This window comes from Brumimicrobium aurantiacum, from assembly GCF_003402975.1.
Classification (GTDB): Bacteria; Bacteroidota; Bacteroidia; order Flavobacteriales_D; family Crocinitomicaceae; genus Brumimicrobium; species Brumimicrobium aurantiacum.
This window is the reverse complement of the sequence record NZ_QURB01000005.1, coordinates 26,609-51,574: the sequence shown is the minus strand read 5'-3', so window position 1 is coordinate 51,574 and position 24,966 is coordinate 26,609. Positions and strand designations below refer to the sequence as shown.

The window sequence follows — 24,966 nt, the reverse complement described above, 5'->3', positions numbered from 1 at the left end:
GGTATTATAATTGTAGTTAAAATTAAAAAATTAAAGTTATGGAAAGTAAGAAAAATCCACAGGTAGATAACGAGAAATTAAGATTGCCACTAATCTTTTTAGGATTCTTTATTGTTGGAAGTCTTGTAACCTTGTCTTTTTCATTTAAGGAAGAGGTAGCGATTGTTTCTGATCAAAATGAAGCACGTGAAAGAGCGGAAATTCCTGAAGAATTAGAAGTAGTAGAGGAGCCAAAAGAAGAGCCGGTTGTGCAAGAAGTTGAAGAACCGGAAATAACTCCACCACCATCAGAAGAAATAGAGGTAAAGAAAAATGAGGATAAAGATGAGCCAATTGTTGTGGAAACTCCACCAATTGACATCGAGCCTGAAGAAGAGCCAGAACCAGAAGCTCCTATTGTGGATTATCCAGATAAGGAAGCTGGATTCCCAGGAGGAATGGCAGCAATGAAAAAATTCCTTGCAGAAAATGTAAAATATCCTGAGGTTGCCATGGAAATGGGTGATCAAGGTAAAGTGTTCCTTGAATTCGTTGTAGATAAAGACGGTTCAATTACACAAGTAAAAATCCTTAGAGGTGTGTCAAGAGAAATTGATGCTGAAGCTCGTCGTGTAGTTCGCCAAATGCCAAAATGGGCGCCAGGTGAAGCGAATGGAGAGCCTGTAAGAACAAGATGTCGTATTCCAATTAACTTTACGCTTCAGTAAAATTTATTGACTACAATAATATTAAAGTCTATCCTCGGATAGGCTTTTTTTGTAAACGATATTTCGTAAATTGTGCCATAATATCTTTATTTATGACTTGGACAAAAAAACAAATTTGTGGATTGGTTGACTTAACCTCTTTGAATTCTTTTGATTCGAAGAATAGCGTAACTTCATTTTTAGATACCGCCTTGGAATATCAAAAGCAAGGTTTTCAAGTCGCAGCAATCTGTTTATTTCCAAATTTTACAGAACTCGCTGCAAAAAAATTAAAATCATCTTCAATTCAATTGGCTGTTGTCGCTGGGAATTTTCCAAATTCGCAAGGTGATTTATCTACAAAACTCAAAGAATGTCAGCTTGCACTAAACCATGGAGCGGATGAAATTGATATTGTTTTAAATCTTGGTGAGTTCGACGATGGAAACTACGATGCTGTCATTTCTGAAGTTAAAGCATTTAAGGCTTTGATGCCGAATAAACAACTGAAGGTGATTTTAGAAACAGGTTATTTAAAATCTCCAGAGCGCATTCGAAAAGCGAGTGAATTGGCAATTGAAGGTGGTGCAGATTTTATCAAAACTTCAACAGGAAAGGAGTTTCCAGGAGCAACAATCGAAGCAGTTGAAGTAATGGCAAAAGTTATCGCAGAAAATAAAGAGCAAGGTCTGGTTGGATTAAAAATTAGTGGTGGAGTTAGAAGTTATGACGATGCAATAGAATACCTTAATTGCGTTGAAAAACACTTGGGATTATCCTTTATAACACCAGAATATTTAAGAATCGGAGCGAGTTCACTCGTAAGCAATTTAATCAATGACTAAACTATTTCAAAAATATCAAGTAGCGATTCTTGCCGCTTTGGAATCTTCTGAAGCGATTATGGAAATCTACAATGATGAATTTGAAAAGATTATAAAAGAAGATGGAAGTCCGGTTACAAAAGCTGACTTGAGTTCTTCCAAGATTATTGCCAAACACCTTAAAACAACGGATATTCCAATCACTGGAGAGGAAATTGAAAAAGAACCATTCGAGATCCGTTCGCAATGGGAGGAGAATTGGTGTGTAGATCCACTTGATGGAACCAAAGAGTTTATAAAGAAAAATGGCGAGTTTGTGATTAATATCGCACATATTACAAAAGGTAAACCAGCCTTTGGCTTGATCGCTTCTCCGGTAAATCGACAAATTATTCTTGGAAATAAAGCATCTGGTGCATTTCAAACCAGTTATGAAGATGCATTAGATCCATCAAAATGGAAGAAGTTAGAACAACTTCCTAAGGTGAATTCGCCTATTCATATTATTGCTTCACGTAGTCATTATTCTGGGAATTTACTCAAACTAGCACAATACATCGAGCAAAATTATGGAGCCTTCATTTCTACAGGAATGGGTTCTGCCCTTAAATTTTTTGATTTGGTGAAAGGAACAGCTGATGTTTATCCTCGTTTTGCTCCCACAATGGAATGGGACATAGCCGCAGGTCATGCTATTTACGAAGCTATCGGAGGGGAAGTAATTGATGTGAAAACAGGAAAATCTCTTGTCTATAATAAGAAAGAACTTAAAAATCCTTATTTTGTTGCATCGAAAGCAAGTATGCAACTATCTATGGAATTTTTTCAATAACACGAATTTGAAACTGACTAAATTTACCCTCGGCCTTTTTACGATTTTGTCTAGCTATGTCTGGACCCAGGAAATACTGATTCCTAGTTCATCAATCGCAAAAGACAAAGCTATTTTTTCTAATGCAAATAATGCTGTTGTAGGAAATGGATTTTTTCCTATTTCTTATACCGAAGCTAAGCTTAATTTGCCTGAAAAAGACACCACAAAAAGATGGATCACTCGAAAACTGTTTCATGAACATCTCGTTCAAAAATCCGGATCTGATTTCTTTTTGGCCATTGACCCATTACTGAATACTTCTATTGGTAAAGAGGCCCTTCAAAATAGTAACGATTATTTGTTTCAAAATACAAGAGGAGCACAAGCCTTTGGCCACCTCAATGATAAGCTTTCATTTTACACTGCTTTTTACGAAAATCAAGCGCGTTTTGTAAGGTATCAAAGTGAGTATTTTAGCGACAGAGGAGAGTTGTACCCTCAAGCTTTTGCGCCACAAAATGCTGTTATTCCTGGTGGTGGAAGAACAAAGCCGTTTAAAAATACAGGTTATGATTATGCTTCTTCTGTAAGTTATATTCGTTTAAAACCCATTGATCAATTGACGATTCAATATGGAAATGCACCTCGATTTTATGGTTGGGGATACCGTTCAATGTTGATGTCGGACAATTCTCATAATTACACCAACTTAACAATAGATTGGGAAATAATTGATGGTTTGACCTATACTTTAATGCGAGGGAAACAATTAAATCTCATCAGAAAGGAAAATACAACGATGGTTGAGGCGCCTTATGAAAGAAAAGGAATTGGCTTGCATTATTTGAGCTATTCTCCTACACCTTCATTGGTGATTGGTCTTTTTGAATCTACAGTTTATGCGAGAGACTATGCCCATACAAGTCAAAGGGTGAGTCCTTATTTTTATCAACCTGTGATAGGTGTAAACACTATTGCAAATGGTACGGAAAATGTAGATATGAAAAATTTGGTGGGAATTAATTTTGCTTGGCAATTTCATAAAAACCACATGCTCTATGGACAGGCAATGAGTGATGATTTTGAGCAAAAAGAATATGGTTTGCAACTTGGTTACCGCAATGGAAATATCTTTGAAATTCAAGATTTAAATTTCCAAGTTGAGGCCAATATGGCAACTTCTCGCTTATATGCTGCCGACAATGAAAGAATTTCTTATACTCATTTTAACTTGCCACTCGCGCATACTTTGGGTAATGGCTTTCAAGAATTAATCGTCCGTGCAAATTACCTTGTAAAAGGTTTCTTTATTGATGGTAAAATCGTGTACTACAACGCAAATCAAGCTATGGAAGATAAAACAATGCTGTTTTACACCAAGAATGCTGAGCTAACACAAGAAAGTGTTGAGGTGATGAATACAAGTGTTCAGATTGGATATGAGTTAAATCCCGCAACAAGGTTACGTGCCTTTGTAGAATTAAATTACAGAACTAGTGTTTCAGAATCGATTGTTCATAATGTAAACTATGGCGTAATCTCACTAGGAATTCGTACTGCATTAACTAACCAATATTTTGATTTCTAATGAAAAACCTACTTGTCATAGCGCTGCTTTTTCAATGTACTTTTTACATTGCCCAGGAAGAAATTAATTCGGAAGTAAATTACTTGAATTATGATGCATTTTACGAAAGTAATGCCTTAGGCGTAAGTCCTGTCTTACCAAATATTTCTAGTCCCTACCAACCGGGGTATCGATTGCCTTGGTTTTCAAAAAAGGAAAAATACAAAAACAATTATTTTAATGTCTTTCCTGTTCTTAATGTGCTAGGTTCCTATAAAATGGTTAAGGAAAATACCTATTCGTTAAATGCAGGTGCAGGTTTTGGAATCACAACGCAACTCTCAGATAAATTTTACGCAAGATTAATTTTAACGGGAAACGCCTACCAAAGAGAAGGAAGCGATTTAGATTATTCAAGTATTTACCGAACAGACTTCTTAAATACGCAGGATGGAGCAATGACCTACGGATTACAGCCGAGGTTTAGAATGAGTTTTACGCCTTATTCTTTCATCAATATTCAAGCTGGAATTGATCAGCATTTTATTGGTCAAGGTGTGCGTTCAATGCTACTCGGAGATTATACAGCGCCTTATCCTTTTGTACAATTGACGACGAAGATTTGGAAAATCGAAGTAACGAATATTTATCAATTTTTTAAGGAAGGACCAAATGAAGATTTGACCCGCAAGTTTGCATCAACACATTTCTTCAATTATAAAGCTTCAGACCGTTTTCAGATTGGAGTATTTGAATCTGTAGTTTTTGCTCCCAAAGACACTTTGTTGAACCGTGGATATGAAGCGGCCTATTTGAATCCTTTTCTCTTTTATCGTCCAACTGAATACAGTTTAGGTTCTCAAGATCGACTTTTAATTGGGTTAAATACAAGTTATCAATTTGACCGAATAATGATTTATGGTCAGTTGGCTATTGATGATTTTGTATTGAATGAATTGATCAATAGGACCCGTTGGTGGGCTAATAAGTACAGTGGACAAATCGGATTTAAAGGGAAGAAAGAATTAGCAAAAGGTCAGTTGAGGTGGCAAACAGAATTGAATTTTGCCAGACCATTTATGTATTCTCATCTTGGTTTATCAACAAATTATGGAAACCAAGGAAAACCATTGGCACATCCGTTGAGTTCCAATTTTGTAGAAGTTTATTCTGAAGCAAGTATGCATTTCAATTCGAATTTTACATTAACTGGACGCTTTTTCTTTGTTCAACAAGGAGGAGCAAATAGTAATGATTCGGTTTCTTATGGCGCTGACGTTTACCAACCTTACGATCATTATCCTTATGAATATGGATTTAGAATTGGAGGAGATGGACAGGTGAACCGCTTCAATCTTTCTTTAGAAGGAAGCTATCGCATATCTGAACAACTCATGATAGACGCGTTTATTCGACCAGGTATAGAATTGAATAATAGCTTAGGTCCAAATTACGATACTCATTTCATGGTTTTCGGTGGCATTAGAACGAGTTTATGGAATGATCGCTCATTTACTTTCTAATAAAAAGACAAAGAATTTGGTGTTTATTGCATTTAAAAATTTAATTTTATAAGAAACACTGCAATAATGGCCGATATATTAAAAACCAATAGTTTAAGTAAATCGTACAAGAATGTTCAGGCTTTACAAGATTTAAATATTACTGTAAAGAAAGGACAAGTATACGGTCTACTTGGACCCAATGGAAGCGGAAAGACGACAACACTTGGAATATTACTTGGTGTAATTAAACCGGATAATGGTAAATTCAATTGGTTTGGAAATAATCAAAGAGATGAAAACCGGAAAAACATCGGAGCTTTATTAGAAACCCCAAATTTTTATCCTTACTTGAATGCTGTTGACAATTTAAAAATTGTTGCGGAAATAAAATCTATGGATAATGTCAGTGATAGAATTGAAACGGTGCTAAGAAGAGTTGACTTATGGAAACGAAAGTCTGCCAAATTCAAGACTTTTTCACTCGGAATGAAGCAAAGACTCGCCATTGCAAGTGCATTACTTGCCGATCCGGAGGTATTGGTATTAGATGAACCAACCAATGGGTTAGATCCTCAGGGGATAGCAGAGATTCGCTCACTTATTTTAGATGTTGCATCAACTGGTAAAACCATCATTATTGCTTCCCATATTCTAGATGAAATTGAGAAAGTGTGTACACATGTGGCCATCCTCAAAAGTGGAAAGTTAATCAAAGAGGCAACATTGGAAGAAATTCTGATTCAAGACAAATTATTGTGTGTGAATTCGGATAATCGAGAAGAGCTGTTGAATGCTATTGAAGAAATACCAGAATTTAAATACATTAAAGATTTGTCAGGAGAAATTTTGATCAGTGTAGGTGAGGAGCGTACAAATGCCGAGGTCAATAAAATATTTGCAGAAAAAGGAATCTACTTAAGTTCTTTAAGTCTTCATAGAAAAAATCTTGAATCCACATTCTTAGAAATCGTAAGCTCATGAAACAACTACTCAAAATTGAATTCCTTAAACTTAGGAAACTTAAATCTCTTCAGGTAATATTCTTTATTTACTTCTTGGTTTTACCTGTGGTGATTTATACTATTTCTTCATTCATCACTAATTTTATGGCGGTATTATTGCCTCCATTTTGGAAGCCTTTTATTTTTCCTTATATATGGGAAATTGCAACCTATTCAGCCAGTTATTTTAATATTTTGATGGGTGTTTTAGCAGTGATTATCATTACCAATGAATTTAATTTTAAAACCTTTCGCCAACATTTAATTGACGGACTCTCCTTGCCAAAGGCAATTTTCAGTAAGTTTTTGGTTGTATTAGTTTTTGCCTTGATTATAACCCTATACACTTTTGCCACTGGGCTTATTTTCGGATTGGTCAATTCAACTGATGGACTGCCTTTTACTGAAGGACTTGAAATTATTGGAGCTTATTTTTTGCAGACTTTGTGTTATTTCAGCTTTGCCTTTTTTATTGCTGTACTCGTTAAGAAAACTGCAGTAGCCATTATTCTTTTTATTCTTTCCTTCATGGTGGAAACGATAATCGGTGTGTCCTTTTCTTTTAATGGATTTCAAACGGTCTATGCATATATGCCATTGAACGCCTTTTCCAAGTTAACGCCTTTTCCCATTTTAAAAGAGGTTGTTGAAGCCGGACAGCAAAGAAGTGGAAATGTTCCAGTTATTTTGGATACACCAATTAACCTCGCTGTTTGCTGTGGATATATGTTTCTTTTCTTTATGGTTTCCTACTTTATTCTACACGATAGAGATTTGTAGGTTCTGATCAAGTTCTGTTAATACCAATGTCAAGAACAGCAATGTGATGTTTCACAGTGAATTCGATGCGTGATTCAATTGTAGAAAATAGTTGTTTACTACTAATCACAGTGTGGCCACCTTATAAACAATATTGTACTTGTTCAATTAAAGTATTCAGTACCTTTTTCAATTATTTCTTATTCTGAAATCAACTCAAATAAAGCGTCTAACTTTGGCGCAATGATTACTTCAATTCTACGGTTTTTTGCTTTGTCATTTGGATCAATAGGATGATACTCAGAACGTCCTGATGCAGAAAGAATCATTGGATTAATGTTCGTGTTTTCTGTCATAATAGAAACCACCGATGTTGATCTTAAAACAGAAAGTTCCCAGTTGTTTTTTGGGTGACTAGCACTTGATAAAGCATCTGTATCTGTATGGCCTTCTACAATGATCTCTAAATCGTCGTCTCCCTCAACAGCTCTTGCCAATTCGATAATCGCTTTCTTTCCTTCAGCTTCTACTTTTGTACTTCCTGAGGCAAATAATAGCTTGGCTTCTAGACTAACATAGATTTTGCCATTGCGCTCTTCTACCTTCAATCCTTTGTTCTCAAATCCACGAAGTGCTTGTGCGATTTTCATCTCAAGAGCTTTAACTGCAGTTTCTTGACGTGAAATGATTTCCTCTAATTCTTTTACCCTTTGCTCTCTTTCGGCCAATAAAATTTGCTTGTTTTTTAATTCTTTTTCGGCAGCCATTAAAGCATCTTCCTTTCTTTGTGTTTCAATAATTTTTGCTTCCAATTCAGAACGCATTCTGGCTAAATGTTTTGCATCACTATCTTTGATTTTATCCAGTTGCTCTTCAAAAGATTCACCCATTGATACGGATTGTTTGTATTTGGCTTGCAATGCACGGTATTTATTCCCTAAAGTTGAAGTGTCTGCCTTTAACTGAACAACATCTTTTTGCATGATTTCTGCTCTTGCTTGTGCTGTTTTTAATCGCGCTTCATAATCTAATGATGAAGTTTTATATTTCTTCAATTCTTCAGCACAGTTTTGCTCCTTGGCTAATAAATCGTTGTATTTCTTCGCTGGAACACAAGATCCCATAACAAACGCCATAACTAACACTCCAAATATTGATCGCATAATTTCTTTAATGATACATTTGATGTAAAGTTCGATAATGTTTGGATTGATTTTTCATTGATGGTGCTATAATTTTAAACAGTTGATTGTTGACTTTGGAAATTTGGAATGACACTACTATATAGCTTTGCATGTCATTTTATGAAAGTTGAACTTGATTTCTATCGTGGTATTGAATTCAACTTTGTTAAAATTAAATTACTTGGTTAATTCAAATATATCTTTTTTAAGACTTTACTTTCATGTTCCCAATTCTCGACATGAGCGGCCTTAATACAGTTTTCTTTTAGAACTCTCAATAAATCTGGATCTCTCAAAATAGTGTTAATGCTTTCAGCAACTCCGTTTGCGCTGTGCTCATGAATAATTCTTCCTACATTGTGCTTTTCAATCACACGTTTCAACTCAACCAAATTTGAACTAATTACCGGAGTTTCCGTATGGATATAATCGAAAATTTTATTGGGCAAAGAGTATTTATAATTTGAATTAGTGTCCTTATCTAAACTTAATCCAAGGTCTGCATGATAAGTGTAATTCATCATGGTGTTGTAGGGAACGCGACCTATAAACTTTACCTTTTCTTCTAAATGATGAGTTTCAACCATTTTTTTTAAATCAGGAATGACATCGCCACTTCCAACAATAATGAAAAGTGCATTTTCAACTTGTTGCATTGCCATAACTGCTTCTTCAGCTCCTCGATCAACATTGATTCCTGAACCTTGCAAAATAATAATGTGACGGTCTATAGGTAAGTCCAATTCAGTTTTACTCATTATTGTTTCGGGCTTCCAAAGTTTAGAAACGTTTCTAACCACATGCACCTTCTTCTTGTATTTTTGCGAATAAATTGCAGCGATTGATTCATTTACGGTGTAAACATCTTCGAGTTTTGGGAAAATCCATTCTTCAATTTTTAACCAAACCGCCCTTACTTTTGGTCTAGCTGTTAATTCTGGAACTTCGGTGAATAATTCATGTGTGTCATATACCAATCTCGATTTTCTATTGAATTTGTGCGCACAATAATTGGCCAGTAAAGTATCCAAATCATTGCTCAATAAAAGGTCAAACTTTTGAAAGATTAGGAACCAAAAAAGTCTCAAATTATAGGTGGCATAGAACAAAGCGCCCTTCGTAAAAACGAGTTTAAAACGTTTTATACGGTATGGACGGTCTGTTATTTCTTTGCTGTTTTTTAGTTCTCTTCCTATCAATAGTACGTTGTAGCCGTTTTCATGAAGAAAACTACATACTTTATGTACCCTTTGGTCAGTATAAAGGTCATTGGTAACAGAAACAATTACTTTCTTCGATTTCATTGCTTCAAAAGTAAGGATTTAGCAAGTAAATTTGTCTTTTGTCCTATAGGAAAGTTTCGTAGATTCAAGATCGAAGGTTAATCACGCCTATTGGCACTTTTAATTCACATAGAATAGATTGAATCAATTTTTGGTTAAATCACTAACATTTAATGAGCTGAATTATATATGGTTTAAATAAAGAGTTTTCTTATTTTTGCGTTACTAAAAGATTATTATGAGATTATTAATTACTGCTGTTTTTGCAATCATTTTTTCTGGTTTTTCATACTCACAGAGTAAAGATTTAGATCTGGAAAAAGGTATCTATGCTAACATTTCAACAAATAAAGGAGATATTTTTCTTGAGTTGCATCAAGATGAAGCGCCCTTAACTGTCGCTAACTTTGTAGGTTTAGCAGAAGGAAAGTTAAAGGTTTTCGATTCTATTAAAATCAAAGAGCCATTTTATGATGGTATTGTTTTTCACCGAGTGATTGATAATTTCATGATTCAAGGAGGCGACCCTACAGGAGGTGGAAACGGAAACCCTGGATATAAGTTTTGGGATGAGGCAGATAATGGAATTCCACACACAAAAGGATCTCTATCTATGGCGAATGCTGGTCCAAACACTAATGGAAGTCAGTTTTTCATTACGCACAAAGCCACACCACATTTGAATGGTAAACATACAGTTTTTGGTCAGGTAATGGAAGGTCAAGATGTTGTGGATGCAATTGACCAAGGAGATACCATAAAAAAAATTGAAATCATTCGTAAAGGCTTAAAATACAAATGGTTTTATAATGCTTCAAAAATCTTTGAAACAGAGTATGAAATCAAGAAGGCTGAGGTTGAAAAAGAGCGTTTGAGAATGGAGAAATTACAAGCTCAAAATAAAGTGCGTTTAATTGAAGCGAAAGCCAAATCAAAAGAAGAATACAAAACTTATTTTTACGATTTAGTTAAAGAAATGGAGCCAGAAGCTATTCAAACTGAATCAGGTTTAGTTTACGTAATACGTGAAGAAGGGGAAGGAGAATTGGCTAAAAAAGGTGATAAGGTAAGTTTGCATTATCATGGTGAATTGGTTTTTGGAAAGAAGTTTGACTCTTCTTATGACAGAAATAAACCACTTGAATTTAATTATCTTGAGATGAGTTTGATTCCTGGATTTAATGAAGGAGTAGGATTGAGTAAAGAAGGAACTAAAATCGATTTATATATTCCTTACTACTTAGCGTATGGAAAAAATGGACGTAGACCAACTATTCCACCATATTCTGATTTGATTTTCAAGATTGAAGTTTTAAAACTGACTAAATAAGGATGAAAAATACGCTGTTATTGTTTGTGTTATTTTGTTTGTCGAATTCATTTTACGCTCAAAAAACGCAGGTACAGGTTTTAGATGCTCATTCTAAAACTCCAGTAGCTTTCACCAAGATTATTGAAGATCGATCTAAAACATTTGTTACTGATATTGATGGGAAGCAAAGCATTGAAATTAAAGCTTCTAGTGTTTATATTTTCAGATTCTTTGAATACAGCGATACCATTGTTAAGGGAGCAGACTTGATTGACAATCCTATTGTTTTTCTATCACCAGATGCACAAGTTTACGATGAAGTAGTCATAAAACCAGGAGAAAATCCGGCTCATCGTATCATACAAAATGTGATGGACAAGAAGAAGGATAATGATCCAATGCGAAATGACGCATTTACTTATAATTCATATTCGAAATTATATGTAACAGGAGAGTTGGAGGAAGGAATATTGCGTGATACAATAACAGATACATCTACAATTGATGCCCTTGAATTTCTTGATAAACAATACATTTTCTTAACAGAAACGAAAGCAGAACGAACTTTTTCACCACCAAACTATGACAAAGAAGTAATAAAGTCTTACAATGTTTCAGGTGTAAAGGATCCTATGTTTGCTACACTTGTCAATCAATTTCAATCTTTTTCATTTTATGCAAATGATTTTGAATTGAATCAAGACAGTTATATTAACCCAATTGCTCCAGGAGGGTTACGTCGTTATTTATTCATCCTTGAAGATACCGTTGTACATCAAGACCAAGATACAACATACACGATTAAGTTTCGACCACGAAAAGGGAAGAATTTTGATGGTTTGGAAGGATATTTATACGTGCGTTCAAGTAGTTGGGCCATTGAAAGAGTGATTGCGGAGCCACATGAAGCGAGTGGAATTGTGAATGTAAAAATCATTCAAGAATATAAAATGACGGCCAATAAAAAATGGTTCCCTTCTAAAATTAGTACGATCCTTGGCTTCAGTGGAATTGAAATTGAAGGGGCTGTTGAATTAATTGGAAGAAGTTCTGTTTATATCAACGACGTTGAATTTAGAGAACCCGATTTTAAATTGTTTAGTCCTGTTTCTGTAGAGGTAGAGGAAGGTGCGCTAAGGGATTCCCTAAGTTTACACGAAGTACGCGGAAATACAGCATCTGGAAAAGAAGGTGAAACCTACAAAGTTATTGATAGCGTAGCAAGTGAAGCTAATTTAGATAAACTTGTGTTTTTTGGAAAAGTAGTCACTACCGGAAAAATACCAGCAGGAATTTTCAATATTCCAGTCTGGCAAGTGGCCTATTTTAATCGCTACGAAGGTTTGCGTTTAGGATTAGGATTGGAAACCAATTATAGACTGAGTAAGGTTTTTGGTGCGGCCGGATATTTCGCTTACGGAACAAATGATAAAGAATGGAAAGGAGGAGGAAGTGTGAATTTTACATTGAATCAGAAACGAAACATTAAGTTGAAATTCCTCTACAAAGACGATGTTCACGAGCGTGGAAACACTGATTATTACAGTAATTCATTTAATTTAACAGAACAAGGAATTTACAGAGATTTCTTTGTGAGTTTGATGGATAGAGAGCGTGTTGCAGGAGTTAATTTGAGTGGATTGGTTCGACAAAACTTGAAAGTTCAAGTGTTTGCCAATTATAAACGCTTTAAAATTTCAGACGGATACTATTATGCGCCTTTGTTTTCACAAAACGGAACACAAAGTCAATTTGATATTGCCGAGGCTGGTGTGGTCATCAATTGGAATATTCGAGAACGCATCATGATGCTTGAAAATCGAAGAGTATCACTCGGTACAAAGTGGCCAAAATTAACCCTTAAAGCGGTGAAAGGACAAAGTGGTATTTTTGATGCAAATTATGATTATTACCGTCTAAATTTTATGGTACATCAAGATTTTACCATTAGAGGAGCTGGAAAAATTCAATTGGTGAGTAAATGTGGATTAACGTATGGAAATGTTCCGCTAATGTTGCAACAGTTTGTTGAAGGAACGGGAATAAACTATACTTTATCAGTATCCAATACCTTTGAAACAATGGGGCCAACAGAGTTTTACACGGATAAATATTCTGCATTATTCGCACGATATAGCTTTTTGCCAATTAAGAATAAATCATCTTGGTCGGAACCTGTTTTTGTGATTCATAATGCAGCTGGATATGGTGAAATGTCAAACAGAACAGATCATAAAGGATTTGATTTTAAAACACCAGATAAAGGTTATTTTGAAACTGGGGTAATTGCAGATTATGTAATTAAACTCGGTCCATTAGGATTTGGGTTAGGTACATTCTACCGTTATGGAAAACATGCTTTTGCTGAAACAAAAGACAATTTCTTTTATAAGGTTTCCGTGCGATTAAACTTTTTATAAGAAGTGAGCTCCACTTTGTTTAGTCTTTGGCTTATATTTAACTTTGTGGGTAATGTGGAAGGATCAAATCAATATACTTAAAAAGTTTTCAGTGCTTCGAAGCTGGAATTTGATCAAACTCTATTATTCATATTTTTTGGCTAAAAACTTCAATCGTGTGAATGCCAAAGGTTTGCCTTTTTCAGCGAGTATAGAGCCTACAACAGCATGTAATTTAGGATGTCCCGAATGTCCCAGTGGATTAAAACAATTTACTCGAGCAACGGGAAGACTAGATCTTGAGGATCATGAAAAAATGCTTGATCAATTGGGAAAACAGTTATTTTATATCAATTACTATTTTCAAGGTGAGCCCTTTTTACATCCTAATTTTTTAACGCTAATTTCTGCTGCACATAAACGAAAAATCTATACAGCAACTTCTACAAATGCCCATTTTATTACACCCGAAAAAGCTGAAGAAATAGTATTGTCGGGATTAGATCGCATGATTATTTCCATTGATGGATTGACCCAAGAAACTTACGCTCAATATAGAAAACGAGGGAAGTTGGAAAAAGTAATCAGCGGAACGAAACATATGATTGCCGCGAAGAAAAAACTTAAAAGCAATACTCCACATTTGATTTTTCAGTTTTTAGTTGTTGCACCTAATGAACATGAAACAGATGAGGTATTTAAGCTAGGTAAATCTTTAGGTGTTGATGAAGTAAGGTTGAAAACCGCCCAACTTTACGATTATAAAAACGGTAATCCATTGATGCCTAAAAATGAAAAATATGCCCGTTATAAAAAAATGAAGGACGGTACATATAAGAGTAAATATGCTTTGAAGAACCAATGCTGGAGAATGTGGTCATCAACTGTACTCACTTGGGATGGAAAGGTTGTTCCATGCTGTTTTGATAAAGATGCAAAACATGTTTTGGGCGATGTGCTTCAAAACGATTTTAAGACACTTTGGAAAGCTAAAAGCTATAAAGATTTCAGAAATCAAGTGTTTTCTGATCGCTCTAAAATTGATATTTGCAAAAACTGTTCAGAAGGAACAAAAGTGTGGACATAGTTCATCCTTAAAACGCACCTTCAATCCATTATTTTTTTTAATTTTAAGGAGATATTTTAAACCTATTACACATTTCTAATGTTCCTGTAAATTCATTTTATAGTGGTTTTTCATGGTGTTAAAAAAGGTTAAGCTTGGGTGTAGTGACGGGTTAACAGTTAATTTAGATATTTGAAGTGAGGAAAATACAATTAAAACATATCATCATACTGATCAGTACCGCCTTGTTAACACTCGTTGTGTTGCAGTTGTATCAAGCTTTTCAATTGTATGAAAAGAAGTCAGAAGAACTTAATAATCAGATGGAAAATGTATTGTCTAAAGTAGTGATTCGTCATGAAAAGGCATCTGATCTCAAAAGATATACTTCATTTTTTGGAAAAGATTTTAGTGGACAATATAAGCAAGCCTTAAAACAAGAGTTTCAAAATCTCGTGCCTGTTCAAGAATCCGTATCCATAAAGGACACAATTATTTATGAGAACGGTAGAGATGTGAAATACCTACAAATAGAAGGAGATTCATACGACTCTCTGACACACGTTACTGCGAAGCACAGCGTTTTGGCTAGAGACATTAGCGAGTTGGCTTCTTATGTGAAAGAAGGAGCGAAGAAAGATGATGAAGGTAATCCAAATGATTTGGCCTTCCAGTTAGATAAGCGTGTGGTCAATAGTTTGTTCAAAAAATCGAAGTACATCAATGAGTTGATGGTTTCAGCCTTTAGAAATAATGGAGGAACAGCACCTGCTGAAAGAATAAATTTGGCTTTCTTGGATTCAATGATCTCGAAAACATTTGAAGTTGAAGGACTAAAAACAACTTTCAATTATGCTATTTTTAATGAAGATGATGAAATTATAGAATTTCCGTCGTATACAGATCGATACAATTTAAAGATTGATACTTCTAAAACAAAGGAGGTTCGTCTTTTCCCAGGTAATATTTTTGATGAAGAATTGAACTTGCATGTTTACTTCCCGAAAAAGAATACTGTGCTTTTCAATGAAATGTGGTTAACACTTACGGTAAGTATTTTACTCGTTTTGTTGGTTGTGCTGTCATTTGTAGTCATGTTTAAAACCATCCTTCATCAAAGGAGGTTGGCAGAGGTGAAAAATGATTTTATCTCGAATATGACCCATGAGTTCAAGACACCGATTAGTACGATTTCTTTGGCCTGTGAAGCACTTTCAGATAAGGATATGACCAACAATGATATGACAACGGTGACTCCTTTTATAAAAATGATTAGTGAGGAAAATAAACGTCTGGGAGGTCTTGTTGAACAAATCTTGAAAACAGCAGTTTTAGATCGTGGTGATATCAAGATGAAGCAAGATGAATTAGAGCTAAACGAAATTGTTTCTCGTGTAGTTTCTAAGTCTAAAATCAGAATTCAAAATGGAGGAATTCGATTGGAACAAGCATCTGGTTTGATGCCTTTTATTGGTGATGAAGTCCATACGAATAATCTGGTTTCAAATCTTGTGGACAATGCGATTAAATACAGTAAGAAAGAGGTTGATATTTTAGTAAAAACTGAAAAACTCTCGGATGAAAAATATCGTTTAACAGTTCAAGATAAAGGAATAGGAATTAAAAATGAGCATTTAGATAAGATTTTTGATAAGTTATATCGTGTGCCAACAGGAAACGTTCATAACGTAAAAGGTTATGGATTAGGTCTGAATTATGTAAAAGCCATTGCTGATGTTCAGGGATGGAATATAAGTGTTAAAAGTAAATTTGGCGAAGGGTCAAGCTTCGTTTTAATCATAAATAAATCTAAGGAAAATGAGTGATAAAGTAAAAATTCTATTGAGTGAAGATGACAATAACTTGGGAATGTTATTAGAATCTTACATAAAGGCAAAGGGATATGAAGTTGACCTTGCTAGAGATGGTAAACAAGCATTAGAGAAATTTAATGAAGGAAATTACCACTTTTTAATTTTGGATGTAATGATGCCAGAATTAGATGGTTTTTCTGTAGCAAAAGAAGTAAGAACAATTGATAAAAAAGTTCCAATTTTGTTCTTGACTGCAAAAGCAATGAAAGAAGATAAATTAGAAGCTTTTTCACTTGGTGCAGACGATTACCTCACAAAGCCATTCAGTATGGAGGAGTTGGTAGCACGTGTTGAAGCTATTTTGAAACGTACAACTGATGGTGATGAGGTATTGGATGATACTTTTGAAATCGGTCGTTTTATCTTCGATCCAATGAAAAGAGTAATTAATATAGATGAAGAAGAAGTGAAATTGACAACCAAAGAAAGTCAATTGCTTAAGCTTTTAGCGAAAAACAAAAATCAAATTTTGGATAGACAAGCCGCTTTACGTTCAATATGGGGTGATGACAATTACTTTAACGGACGAAGCATGGATGTCTATATCGCTAAATTGAGAAAAATATTGAAAGCCGATGAAAAAATTGAGATCATGAATATTCATGGTAAAGGCTTTAAATTGCTTGATCAATAATCTCTGTAAATTTATCACTAAGCCCAGCAAATTCTTTACCTCTAGAGTTTGGTAAAGAATTTGCTTAGTATTCATCATCACTATTAAATTTTAATGTTATGATGAAAAGAAAAAACCCAAAACTCGATTTAGAATCCAAAAGAAAAGTATTTTTTCAATTGGGTTTATTTATTGTTGGATCAGCAACCTTAATGGCCTTCACTTATCGAACTCCAGTAGAAATCAAGGAGAAAAAACTACGTGTTGAAGAAGCAGTCGACCTGCCAGTTATGATCGAAGAGAAAGAAGCAGAACCTATTGTTGAAGTGCCTAAGGTAGTAAAGGTTCAAACAAGGGTAGAACCAACTACACCTGTCTTTTCATTAGATTTATTGAATCAGCTCAAGAAAGTAAAAAACACCAATAAGAACACTCAGCTGGCTGTTACATCAAAGCAACTGAAATCAATTACTTCTGGTAATTTTGATGTTGACCCTGGACCAGCTCCAGAATTAGGGAAAGTAGTCGACTTTCCTGATTATGATGCACAGTTTCAAGGAAATTGGAGGACTTTCTTAAGCAAAACGCTTGTTTACCCTGAAATGAGTATTGTAGCTGGAGAATCAGGAACAGCTTATGTTGGATTTGTTGTTGAAGTTGATGGAACAATTACAGATGTTGAAGTGAAGAATAAATCACTTCCTTATGCGCTTCAGAAAGAAGCTAAACGCGTTGTAAAATCTTCACCTAAATGGAAACCTGGAATTAAAGATGGAGAATATGTTCGCTCAACTAAAATTGTGAAAATTAATTTCATTCTTCAATAGTTAATTTAAGGAAATAATAATGATATAAGGCTTACATGGAAACATGTGAGCCTTTTCTTTTATGTCAATTACTAACAATCAGTTTTGATCTTACAAACCACTGCACACCTCTGCGCAACCTCCGCGCACTTTGCGGTAAAACCAAATTTCTCGTCCAACTTTAACACATAAAAAAAGAGCAAACACCAGAAACAGTCTTGAGCAAGAGTTTTGAGCATACAGGTAAACCAACTTCGCTGCAAGTGAAAAACTTAGCGAACTCGATCTCTGCGAAACCTCCGCGAACTTTGCGGTAAAACCAAGCTTCTCGTCCAACATTACCGCATAAAAAAAGAGCAAACACCAGAATCAGTTTTGAGCAAGAGTATTTAGCATAGAGGGTTAAACAAACTTCATTGCAAGTGAAAAACTTATCGAGCATAACCTCTGCTTTACTTTGCGCAACCTCCGCGCACTTTGCGGTAAAACCAAATTTCTCGTCCAACTTTAACACATAAAAAAAGAGTGAACACCAGAATCAGTTTTGAGCAAGAGTTTTGAGCATACAGGTGAATCAATTTCACTGCAAGTGAAAAACTTAGCGAACTCAACCGCTGCGAAACCTCCGCGAACTTTGCGGTAAAACCAAACTTTACCGCATAAAAAAAGAGTAAGTACTTCTGTACTCACTCTCTTCTCTCAATACTGACTTGTGGTCCCACCTGGACTCGAACCAGGGACTTTCTGATTATGAGTCAGATACTCTAACCAGCTGAGTTATAGGACCGGTTTTAACTAATTGCCTTGTGTTTGATACAAAGCGATTGCAAAAATAATATTATCCTAGATTAATTGCAATAATAAATGAAAAAAATGTTTTTTATTCTCAATCTGTCTGAGCAGAAGGTAAAAAGATAAAACAAAAAAGAGCGAAACAAATGTTCCGCTCTTTCAATTATATATAAAAGCTACGGCTTTGAACAAACTTCTTGCAAAGCCTATTTTTTGGTTGGCATCTCACGCGTAAAAGCTGGAATTCCAGTTACATCCATTCCTGTAATTAAAAGGTGAATGTCGTGTGTTCCTTCATAAGTTACAACAGATTCAAGGTTAGCCATGTGGCGCATCATTGAGTATTCTGAAGTGATTCCCATTCCACCATGCATTTGTCTTGCTTCTCTGGCGATGTTTAATGCGATTTCTACATTATTACGTTTCGCCATTGAAATTTGAGCAGAAGTTGCTTTACCTTCGTTTCTCAACTGACCTAATCGGTATGTCAATAATTGGGCTTTTGTAATTTCTGTAATCATTTCAGCTAGTTTTTTCTGCATCAATTGGAAAGCGCCAATTGGAACATTAAATTGCTTTCTTTCTTTTGAGTATCGCAATGCTTGATCATAACAATCCATTGCTGCACCAAGTGCTCCCCATGCAATTCCAAAACGTGCAGAATCTAAACAAGATAGTGGAGCCCCAAGTCCACTTCTTCCAGGAAGTAAGTTTTCTTTAGGAACCTTTACATTATCAAAAATCAATTCTCCAGTTGCAGAAGCACGCAATGATAATTTTCCATGCATTTCTGGTGTAGAGAAACCTTCCATTCCTCGTTCTACGAGTAATCCGTGAATTCTTCCTTCTTCGTTTTTCGCCCAAACAACAGCAACATCAGCAAATGGTGCGTTTGAAATCCACATTTTAGCGCCATTCAATAAATAATGGTCACCCATATCTTTGAAGTTGGTTACCATTCCTCCAGGATCAGAGCCATAATCAGGTTCCGTTAGACCGAAACAACCAATCATTTCTCCTGTGGCCATCTTTGGCAAATACTTTTGCTTTTGTTCTTCAGAACCATATTTCCAAATTGGATACATCACAAGAGAACTTTGAACAGATGCAGTAGATCTCAATCCACTATCACATCTTTCTAATTCTTGCATGATTAAACCATAAGAAATTTGGTCTAAACCTGGACCTCCATATTCCTCAGGGATGTAAGGTCCAAATGCACCAATTTCACCTAATCCACTTAAGATGTGCATTGGGAAAGTTGCATTTTCATAATGCTCATCAATAATTGGAGACATTTCTTTTTTGACCCAGTCTCTTGCAGTGTCACGTATAAGTTTATGTTCGTCTGTTAATAGATCGTCTAATGCGTAATAATCTGGGTGTGTATATAAATCTGATTTCATAGTCAATTTTTTTTTCGATGTAAATTTAACGATTTATCTTGTTTATTCAATGATTAAACTAATTAGAAAAATAGCAACTTATATTTTCTTAATTTTGTGGTTGATTAAAGTAAATCGAGTTTAAAATCTATTGAGACTTTTTTTATAGTAAAGTGAAATGAAAGATATAGCATTGACATTAAGGGAAGAGTTCTTTCCACATTGGTTGATTTATGCTTTGTTGGCAACAATCATTGTACTTTCTGCAATAAAAAGTCAAAAAGAAATGGTGTTTGCTCAAATGAAAGCAGCCTTTTTTAAACCGCCTTCTACCTTGCCCGAAGCCAAAGAAAACTTGAGTTTTAGAAACCTTACCAACTATTTGATGTTGCTCAATTACTTTGTTGTTTCTGGTTTAGCAATTTATATGGTGTTGCTATACTTTGATAGAACAGCATATTGGATGGTTTTTCTACCTGCTTCAATCTATTTTTTTCAACTATTTAGTCTTTACTTTGTGAATTTCATTAGTGGTGAATATTTGAAAGTAAGGGAGAATATTATCCTGTTAAATTTTATCACACACATTCTAGGGATTGTTATCATTCCATTACTAATTATCTGGATTCTTAACCCTGATTTATCGCAATATATGCCAAAATGCTTGTTTTATGTGGTTATACTGTTTTATATCATAAGGTTAGTTAGAGGAATCTTTATGGCTATTCATAATAAAGTATTGTGGTTCTATATAATTTTGTACCTTTGCGCCTTGGAAATTTGGCCGATCATGGTAGGTTACCTTGTTCTATCGCCTAATTTCATTAGATAATTCGTACTATTTATAAGAATTAAAGACTGCTTAGTTTTGAGTATAAAAACGATTTTAGTATCACAACCGGAACCGGAAACAAGTAAGAATCCGTATTTATCACTTGCTGAGGACTATGACCTACAAGTTGATTTCAGACCGTTTATTCATGTAGAAGGTGTTGATAAAGCTGAGTTCAGATCTCAGAAAGTAAATTTCTCTGATCATAATGCTGTAATTTTAACATCAAAAACTGCTGTTGATCATTATTTTAGAATGGCTGAAGAATGTCGTTTTGAAGTGCCTACTTCTATGAAGTATTTCTGTATTTCAGAAGCTGTAGCCTACTACCTACAAAAATATGTGACCTACAGAAAACGTAAGATTTTCCATGGAAAGCAAAGAATTGATGATTTAATTGATGCAATTAAGAAGCATAAAAAAGAAAAGTTTTTACTCCCTTGTTCAGATATTTTAAGAGAGAGTATTCCAAGAACTTTAGATAAGGAAAAAATTAACTACTCTAAAGTGGTATTGTATAGAACAGTAGCTTCTGACTTGTCTGATTTAGAAAGTGTTCAATACGATGTTTTGGTGTTTTTCTCACCATCAGGAATTGAATCGTTATTGAAGAATTTCCCAGACTTTAAGCAAAATGATACTTTAATTGCTGCGTTTGGTCCAACTACTGCAAAAGCAATCGTTGACAATAATTTGAAATTAGATATTCATGCTCCACAGCCTAATTTGCCTTCAATGTCAATGGCAATTGAGCATTACATCAAGGAAGCAAAGAAGAAAAAGAAATAAAAAGATACAATCGTAAAATGAAATCGCCTTGTGTAAATGAGGCGATTTTTTTTGTGCTAATTTTTTAATTTTTCAGGCATTTTTACAAAAAAAGTATAATTCTAACGCTGGCATTTATTGATTATCGTAAATATGATTAAATTTAACTTTTCATAATAAAAACTGATGGCAAAAAAAGAAACTAAAGAAAAAAAAGAAAGGAAGAAATTTTCAAAACCATTCTCAAGATTTTTGATTATTTTGTTTTGGATTCTTGGTTTAACACCACTTTGGTTCATCCTTTTTTTACGTTATGTTCAAACAGATAGTGAATCGTTACCTTCCGTATCCACACTAGAAAATCAAGAGGAGTTATTGGCAACTACAATCTTTGCTGATGATGGGGTGTCGGAATTAGGAAAATACTGGGCGATCAATAGAACCAGCGTGCCTTACAATGAAATTTCACCATATGTCATTTCAGCTTTGATTTCGACTGAAGATGAGCGCTATATTGAACATTCAGGAATTGATGTTAAAGCTGTTGGTCGTGCCATAGCAAATATGGGAGAGGCTGGAGGTGCTTCTACTGTTACGCAACAGTTGGCAAAGTTGATTTTCACCTTTAAAGAACGTGAAGAAAAAAGAGCTGCTCGTGCTCAAGGCTTAGGTCAAACAGAGGAAGAAGAACGTATTTCTAGGATGAGCGGAATCGAAAGAAGACTTTATGAGAAGGTAAAGGAAAATGTGATTGCATTGCGCCTAGAACAACGTTATACGAAGAAAGAGATTTTAACGATGTACCTTAATCAATTTGATTTCTTGCAAAACGCAGTGGGAATATCAAGTGCAGCAAAGGTGTATTTTAATAAAACTGCAGCGGATTTAAATAAAGAAGAAGCCGCAATTCTAGTTGGGATGTGTAAAAATCCAGGGTTATATAATCCCTATGGTTTTACAGTGAAGGATTACTCTGGTAGGTTGTCTGCCCGATTAAATATTTCAAAAGATAAAGTTACTGAAGAGCAAATGGCACAGGAAAGAGAGGCTGACTCTTTACGTGCTGTAAATAGAAGAAATACTGTACTTTACAAGTGGTATGAAAACTCCTCAAAAAATAATCCAGCTTTAACCAGTACAATTACAAAAGCCGAATATGATAGTTTAAAAGCTTTGCCTATTGTTACTGATTATCAGTCTGTAGATCACAAAGAAGGATTAGCACCTTACTTTAGAGAATCATTAAGAGGTGAAATCACTGATATTCTCAACGAAAAGAATGAAGATGGTGAGTATAAATATCAAAAACCAAATGGAGAGCGCTATAATATTTATAGTGATGGATTGAAGATTTTTACAACGATTAATGTTGATATTCAAAGGCATGCCGAAAATGCACTGAAAAAGCATTTGAAGAAAAACATTCAAGAACCATTTACTAAGAATAATAAACGAACGGATAAATTTCCTTTTGCTTATGATATTAAGGAAAATACGATTGAAAACTTAATGAATAGTGCACGAAAACGTTCTACAAGATACCGTAGTTTACGTAGAAATGGAGTGTCTGAAAAAGAAGCCATTGCTTCCTTCGATAAGCCAATAGATATGAAAGTGTTTTCTTGGAATGGTGATATTGATACGGTGATGACTCCAAATGATTCTATTCGCTATTATAAAAATATTATGCGTGCAGGATTGGTGTCAATTGAACCTCAAACTGGCTTCATCAAAGCGTGGGTAGGTGGTCCTGATATTAATCATTTTGCCTATGATCACGTTGCTCAAGGAAAGCGACAAGTAGGTTCAACAATTAAACCATTTATCTACTCTGCAGGGATGCAGTTTGGTGTAATCACACCTTGTGAAACAACACCAAATATTTCCTACTGTGTTGATGTTCAAACTGGATCTGGTGTTCAAGATATGACACAATGGTGTCCAAAAAACTCTGGTTCAAAAATGAAAGGTGAGCCTGTTGCTTTTGAAGAAGGATTGGCTAATTCGATGAATAATATCACAGTTGCTGTAATGGCAAAAATGGGAGGTGTTGCAGGACCTAGAGCAGTAGCCAAATTAATGAGGGATTTGAATATTGAGATCCGTGAACAAGATATCGTTCCTGCTATGTGTTTAGGAGTGATGGACTTGTCTTTACTTGAAATGGTTGGTGCACAATCTGCATTTGTAAATGGAGGAATTTATACCGAACCAACTTCAATCGTAAGAATCGAAGATAGAAATGGAAATGTGGTGTATGATCATACGCCAAATGCCAGAGAAGCAATGTCAGAAGAATTGGCTTATGCAACTTTAAGCATGATGCGAAAAGTGGTGACTTCAGGAACAGGAGCAAGTTTGAGAGGAACTTGGCGTGGTGACTGGGGTGGTGTAACACAACCAACAGCGGGTAAAACAGGTACAACTCAAAACAATTCTGATGGTTGGTTTATGGGCTTAACTCCTGATTTGGTTACTGGTGTGTGGGTAGGAGCTGAAGATATGGCTGTACGTTTTCGTTCAATGCAATGGGGGCAAGGTGCTAGATTAGCACTACCAATTTATGGATATATGATGCAGAAGGTTTATAAAGATCCTAATATTCATATATCAACTGAAGAATTTGAGAAACCTTATGGATATGAAAATTCATTATACAATTGCAATGGCGAAAATAAAGGAGAAGACAAAGAGCTATTGCCAGAATTGAGTATTTAAAAAGAAAATATATGAAAAAAACAGTTGATAACGTAGAAAAAGCATGCGAAGGTATTGAATCTGGTATGACTTTAATGCTCGGAGGTTTCGGATTATGTGGTATTCCAGAAAACTCTATCGCTGAATTAGTGAAGAAAGAAGTGAATGATTTAACTTGTATCTCTAATAATGCAGGTGTTGATGATTTTGGTTTAGGTTTGTTGCTACAAAAGAAACAAATTAAAAAAATGATTTCTTCTTACGTTGGTGAAAATGATGAGTTTGAACGTCAAATGTTGTCAGGAGAATTAGAAGTAGACTTAATTCCTCAAGGTTCTTTGGCTGAAAGATGTCGTGCTGGAGGTGTTGGGATACCAGCTTTCTTTACTCCTGCAGGTTATGGAACTGAAGTAGCCGAAGGAAAAGAAGTACGTGATTTTGATGGTAAGCCTCATATTTTAGAAACGGCATTAACAGCAGACTATGCAATTGTAAAAGCATGGAAAGGTGATACTGAAGGAAACTTGATTTATAAAGGAACGGCAAGAAACTTTAATCCTGTAATGGCAATGGCGGGTAAAATCACAATTGCTGAGGTTGAAGAACTAGTTCCAGCTGGTGAGCTTGATCCAAATGAAATTCATACACCTGGAATTTTCGTTCAACGTATTTTTCAAGGAGATAAGTTTGAAAAGCGTATTGAAAAAGTGACAGTTCGTCAAAAAGACTAAGGAAATACTATAGAGTTGATATTGCAGTACTTCAATTGGAGTACTGCTTTTTTTGCGTTCTATTTTAT

General features: G+C 35.0%; 20 protein-coding genes and 1 tRNA gene. 17 read left to right on the top strand and 4 right to left on the bottom strand.

Annotated elements, in window-relative coordinates; all coding sequences use genetic code 11:
• Positions 1 to 38 precede the first annotated feature (38 nt).
• The 7 genes from DXU93_RS08935 to DXU93_RS08905 all read left to right on the top strand — a co-directional run bounded on the left by DXU93_RS08935 (position 39) and on the right by DXU93_RS08905 (position 7,177).
• Positions 39 to 707: an energy transducer TonB gene (locus DXU93_RS08935; RefSeq protein ID WP_116880942.1), complete on the top strand. Its 669-nt coding sequence runs from the start codon at positions 39 to 41 to the stop codon at positions 705 to 707.
• A 92-nt stretch (positions 708 to 799) separates the two neighbouring features.
• Positions 800 to 1,531, top strand: a complete 732-nt coding sequence (gene deoC / locus DXU93_RS08930) for a deoxyribose-phosphate aldolase (RefSeq protein WP_116880941.1) — start codon at positions 800 to 802, stop codon at positions 1,529 to 1,531.
• Entirely contained in the window at positions 1,524 to 2,342 is an 819-nt protein-coding gene (locus DXU93_RS08925) for a 3'(2'),5'-bisphosphate nucleotidase CysQ family protein (protein WP_116880940.1), read from the top strand. The genes deoC and DXU93_RS08925 overlap by 8 nt, the downstream gene beginning before the upstream one ends.
• A gap of 7 nt (positions 2,343 to 2,349) precedes the next feature.
• The gene (locus DXU93_RS08920) at positions 2,350 to 3,912 is read left to right on the top strand and encodes a hypothetical protein (protein ID WP_123776095.1); all 1,563 of its coding nucleotides are present in this window, start codon (positions 2,350 to 2,352) and stop codon (positions 3,910 to 3,912) included.
• Positions 3,912 to 5,414: a hypothetical protein gene (locus tag DXU93_RS08915; protein ID WP_116880938.1), complete on the top strand. Its 1,503-nt coding sequence runs from the start codon at positions 3,912 to 3,914 to the stop codon at positions 5,412 to 5,414. Before DXU93_RS08920 ends, DXU93_RS08915 begins: the two co-directional genes overlap by 1 nt.
• Before the next feature lie 66 nt (positions 5,415 to 5,480).
• Complete coding sequence (locus DXU93_RS08910) at positions 5,481 to 6,377, top strand: ABC transporter ATP-binding protein (protein WP_116880937.1); 897 nt, start codon at positions 5,481 to 5,483, stop codon at positions 6,375 to 6,377.
• Positions 6,374 to 7,177, top strand: coding sequence for an ABC transporter permease (locus DXU93_RS08905; RefSeq protein ID WP_116880936.1), 804 nt, complete (start codon positions 6,374 to 6,376; stop codon positions 7,175 to 7,177). The genes DXU93_RS08910 and DXU93_RS08905 overlap by 4 nt, the downstream gene beginning before the upstream one ends.
• Before the next feature lie 179 nt (positions 7,178 to 7,356).
• On the opposite strand, the gene DXU93_RS08900 is transcribed toward DXU93_RS08905, so the two are convergent.
• A complete protein-coding gene (locus DXU93_RS08900; protein ID WP_116880935.1) occupies positions 7,357 to 8,319 on the bottom strand; it encodes an OmpA family protein in 963 nt (320 codons plus the stop codon).
• 206 nt (positions 8,320 to 8,525) lie between these two features.
• Positions 8,526 to 9,644 carry a glycosyltransferase gene (locus DXU93_RS08895; RefSeq protein WP_116880934.1) on the bottom strand — a complete coding sequence of 373 codons (1,119 nt, stop codon included), beginning with the start codon at positions 9,642 to 9,644 and terminating at the stop codon, positions 8,526 to 8,528.
• A gap of 217 nt (positions 9,645 to 9,861) precedes the next feature.
• On the opposite strand from DXU93_RS08895, the gene DXU93_RS08890 reads away from it, so the two are divergent.
• From DXU93_RS08890 to DXU93_RS08865, 6 genes are all read left to right on the top strand, one after another.
• Positions 9,862 to 10,953, top strand: a complete 1,092-nt coding sequence (locus DXU93_RS08890) for a peptidylprolyl isomerase (RefSeq protein ID WP_116880933.1) — start codon at positions 9,862 to 9,864, stop codon at positions 10,951 to 10,953.
• 2 nt (positions 10,954 to 10,955) lie between these two features.
• Positions 10,956 to 13,355, top strand: coding sequence for a DUF5686 family protein (locus DXU93_RS08885; RefSeq protein ID WP_116880932.1), 2,400 nt, complete (start codon positions 10,956 to 10,958; stop codon positions 13,353 to 13,355).
• Between the two features lie 52 nt (positions 13,356 to 13,407).
• On the top strand, positions 13,408 to 14,421 hold the full coding sequence (locus DXU93_RS08880; protein ID WP_116880931.1) for a radical SAM/SPASM domain-containing protein: 1,014 nt from the start codon (positions 13,408 to 13,410) through the stop codon (positions 14,419 to 14,421).
• Between the two features lie 176 nt (positions 14,422 to 14,597).
• Positions 14,598 to 16,226, top strand: coding sequence for a sensor histidine kinase (locus DXU93_RS08875; RefSeq protein ID WP_123776094.1), 1,629 nt, complete (start codon positions 14,598 to 14,600; stop codon positions 16,224 to 16,226).
• Positions 16,219 to 16,908, top strand: coding sequence for a response regulator transcription factor (locus DXU93_RS08870; RefSeq protein ID WP_116880929.1), 690 nt, complete (start codon positions 16,219 to 16,221; stop codon positions 16,906 to 16,908). Before DXU93_RS08875 ends, DXU93_RS08870 begins: the two co-directional genes overlap by 8 nt.
• A 98-nt stretch (positions 16,909 to 17,006) precedes the next feature.
• Positions 17,007 to 17,714 (top strand): energy transducer TonB, encoded by a 708-nt coding sequence (locus DXU93_RS08865; RefSeq protein WP_116880928.1) that lies wholly within the window; start codon positions 17,007 to 17,009, stop codon positions 17,712 to 17,714.
• Between the two features lie 692 nt (positions 17,715 to 18,406).
• Here DXU93_RS08865 and DXU93_RS08855 read toward each other — a convergent pair.
• Positions 18,407 to 18,480: transfer RNA gene (locus DXU93_RS08855), tRNA-Ile, on the bottom strand.
• 211 nt (positions 18,481 to 18,691) lie between these two features.
• A complete protein-coding gene (locus DXU93_RS08850; RefSeq protein ID WP_116880926.1) occupies positions 18,692 to 19,891 on the bottom strand; it encodes an acyl-CoA dehydrogenase family protein in 1,200 nt (399 codons plus the stop codon).
• A gap of 157 nt (positions 19,892 to 20,048) precedes the next feature.
• Here DXU93_RS08850 and DXU93_RS08845 point away from each other — a divergent pair, with 157 nt between their 5' ends.
• From DXU93_RS08845 to DXU93_RS08830, 4 genes are all read left to right on the top strand, one after another.
• Positions 20,049 to 20,702 (top strand): DUF4271 domain-containing protein, encoded by a 654-nt coding sequence (locus DXU93_RS08845; protein WP_116880925.1) that lies wholly within the window; start codon positions 20,049 to 20,051, stop codon positions 20,700 to 20,702.
• 36 nt (positions 20,703 to 20,738) lie between these two features.
• Complete coding sequence (locus DXU93_RS08840; protein ID WP_116880924.1) at positions 20,739 to 21,491, top strand: uroporphyrinogen-III synthase; 753 nt, start codon at positions 20,739 to 20,741, stop codon at positions 21,489 to 21,491.
• 165 nt (positions 21,492 to 21,656) lie between these two features.
• A complete protein-coding gene (locus tag DXU93_RS08835; RefSeq protein WP_116880923.1) occupies positions 21,657 to 24,188 on the top strand; it encodes a transglycosylase domain-containing protein in 2,532 nt (843 codons plus the stop codon).
• An 11-nt stretch (positions 24,189 to 24,199) separates the two neighbouring features.
• Positions 24,200 to 24,898 carry a CoA transferase subunit A gene (locus DXU93_RS08830; protein ID WP_116880922.1) on the top strand — a complete coding sequence of 233 codons (699 nt, stop codon included), beginning with the start codon at positions 24,200 to 24,202 and terminating at the stop codon, positions 24,896 to 24,898.
• The last annotated feature ends 68 nt before the right edge of the window (positions 24,899 to 24,966 follow it).

Excerpts from the sequence above, each read along its gene's own strand:
- DXU93_RS08880 (WP_116880931.1), top strand. The coding sequence starts at position 13,408 with ATGTGGAAGGATCAAATCAATATACTTAAAAAGTTTTCAGTGCTTCGA.
- DXU93_RS08905 (WP_116880936.1), top strand. The coding sequence starts at position 6,374 with ATGAAACAACTACTCAAAATTGAATTCCTTAAACTTAGGAAACTTAAA.
- DXU93_RS08910 (WP_116880937.1), top strand. The coding sequence starts at position 5,481 with ATGGCCGATATATTAAAAACCAATAGTTTAAGTAAATCGTACAAGAAT.
- DXU93_RS08865 (WP_116880928.1), top strand. The coding sequence starts at position 17,007 with ATGATGAAAAGAAAAAACCCAAAACTCGATTTAGAATCCAAAAGAAAA.
- DXU93_RS08835 (WP_116880923.1), top strand. The coding sequence starts at position 21,657 with ATGGCAAAAAAAGAAACTAAAGAAAAAAAAGAAAGGAAGAAATTTTCA.
- DXU93_RS08870 (WP_116880929.1), top strand. The coding sequence starts at position 16,219 with ATGAGTGATAAAGTAAAAATTCTATTGAGTGAAGATGACAATAACTTG.
- DXU93_RS08935 (WP_116880942.1), top strand. The coding sequence starts at position 39 with ATGGAAAGTAAGAAAAATCCACAGGTAGATAACGAGAAATTAAGATTG.
- DXU93_RS08845 (WP_116880925.1), top strand. The coding sequence starts at position 20,049 with ATGAAAGATATAGCATTGACATTAAGGGAAGAGTTCTTTCCACATTGG.
- DXU93_RS08890 (WP_116880933.1), top strand. The coding sequence starts at position 9,862 with ATGAGATTATTAATTACTGCTGTTTTTGCAATCATTTTTTCTGGTTTT.
- DXU93_RS08850 (WP_116880926.1), bottom strand. The coding sequence starts at position 19,891 with ATGAAATCAGATTTATATACACACCCAGATTATTACGCATTAGACGAT.
- DXU93_RS08885 (WP_116880932.1), top strand. The coding sequence starts at position 10,956 with ATGAAAAATACGCTGTTATTGTTTGTGTTATTTTGTTTGTCGAATTCA.
- DXU93_RS08915 (WP_116880938.1), top strand. The coding sequence starts at position 3,912 with ATGAAAAACCTACTTGTCATAGCGCTGCTTTTTCAATGTACTTTTTAC.
- DXU93_RS08900 (WP_116880935.1), bottom strand. The coding sequence starts at position 8,319 with ATGCGATCAATATTTGGAGTGTTAGTTATGGCGTTTGTTATGGGATCT.
- DXU93_RS08895 (WP_116880934.1), bottom strand. The coding sequence starts at position 9,644 with ATGAAATCGAAGAAAGTAATTGTTTCTGTTACCAATGACCTTTATACT.
- deoC (WP_116880941.1), top strand. The coding sequence starts at position 800 with ATGACTTGGACAAAAAAACAAATTTGTGGATTGGTTGACTTAACCTCT.
- DXU93_RS08830 (WP_116880922.1), top strand. The coding sequence starts at position 24,200 with ATGAAAAAAACAGTTGATAACGTAGAAAAAGCATGCGAAGGTATTGAA.
- DXU93_RS08925 (WP_116880940.1), top strand. The coding sequence starts at position 1,524 with ATGACTAAACTATTTCAAAAATATCAAGTAGCGATTCTTGCCGCTTTG.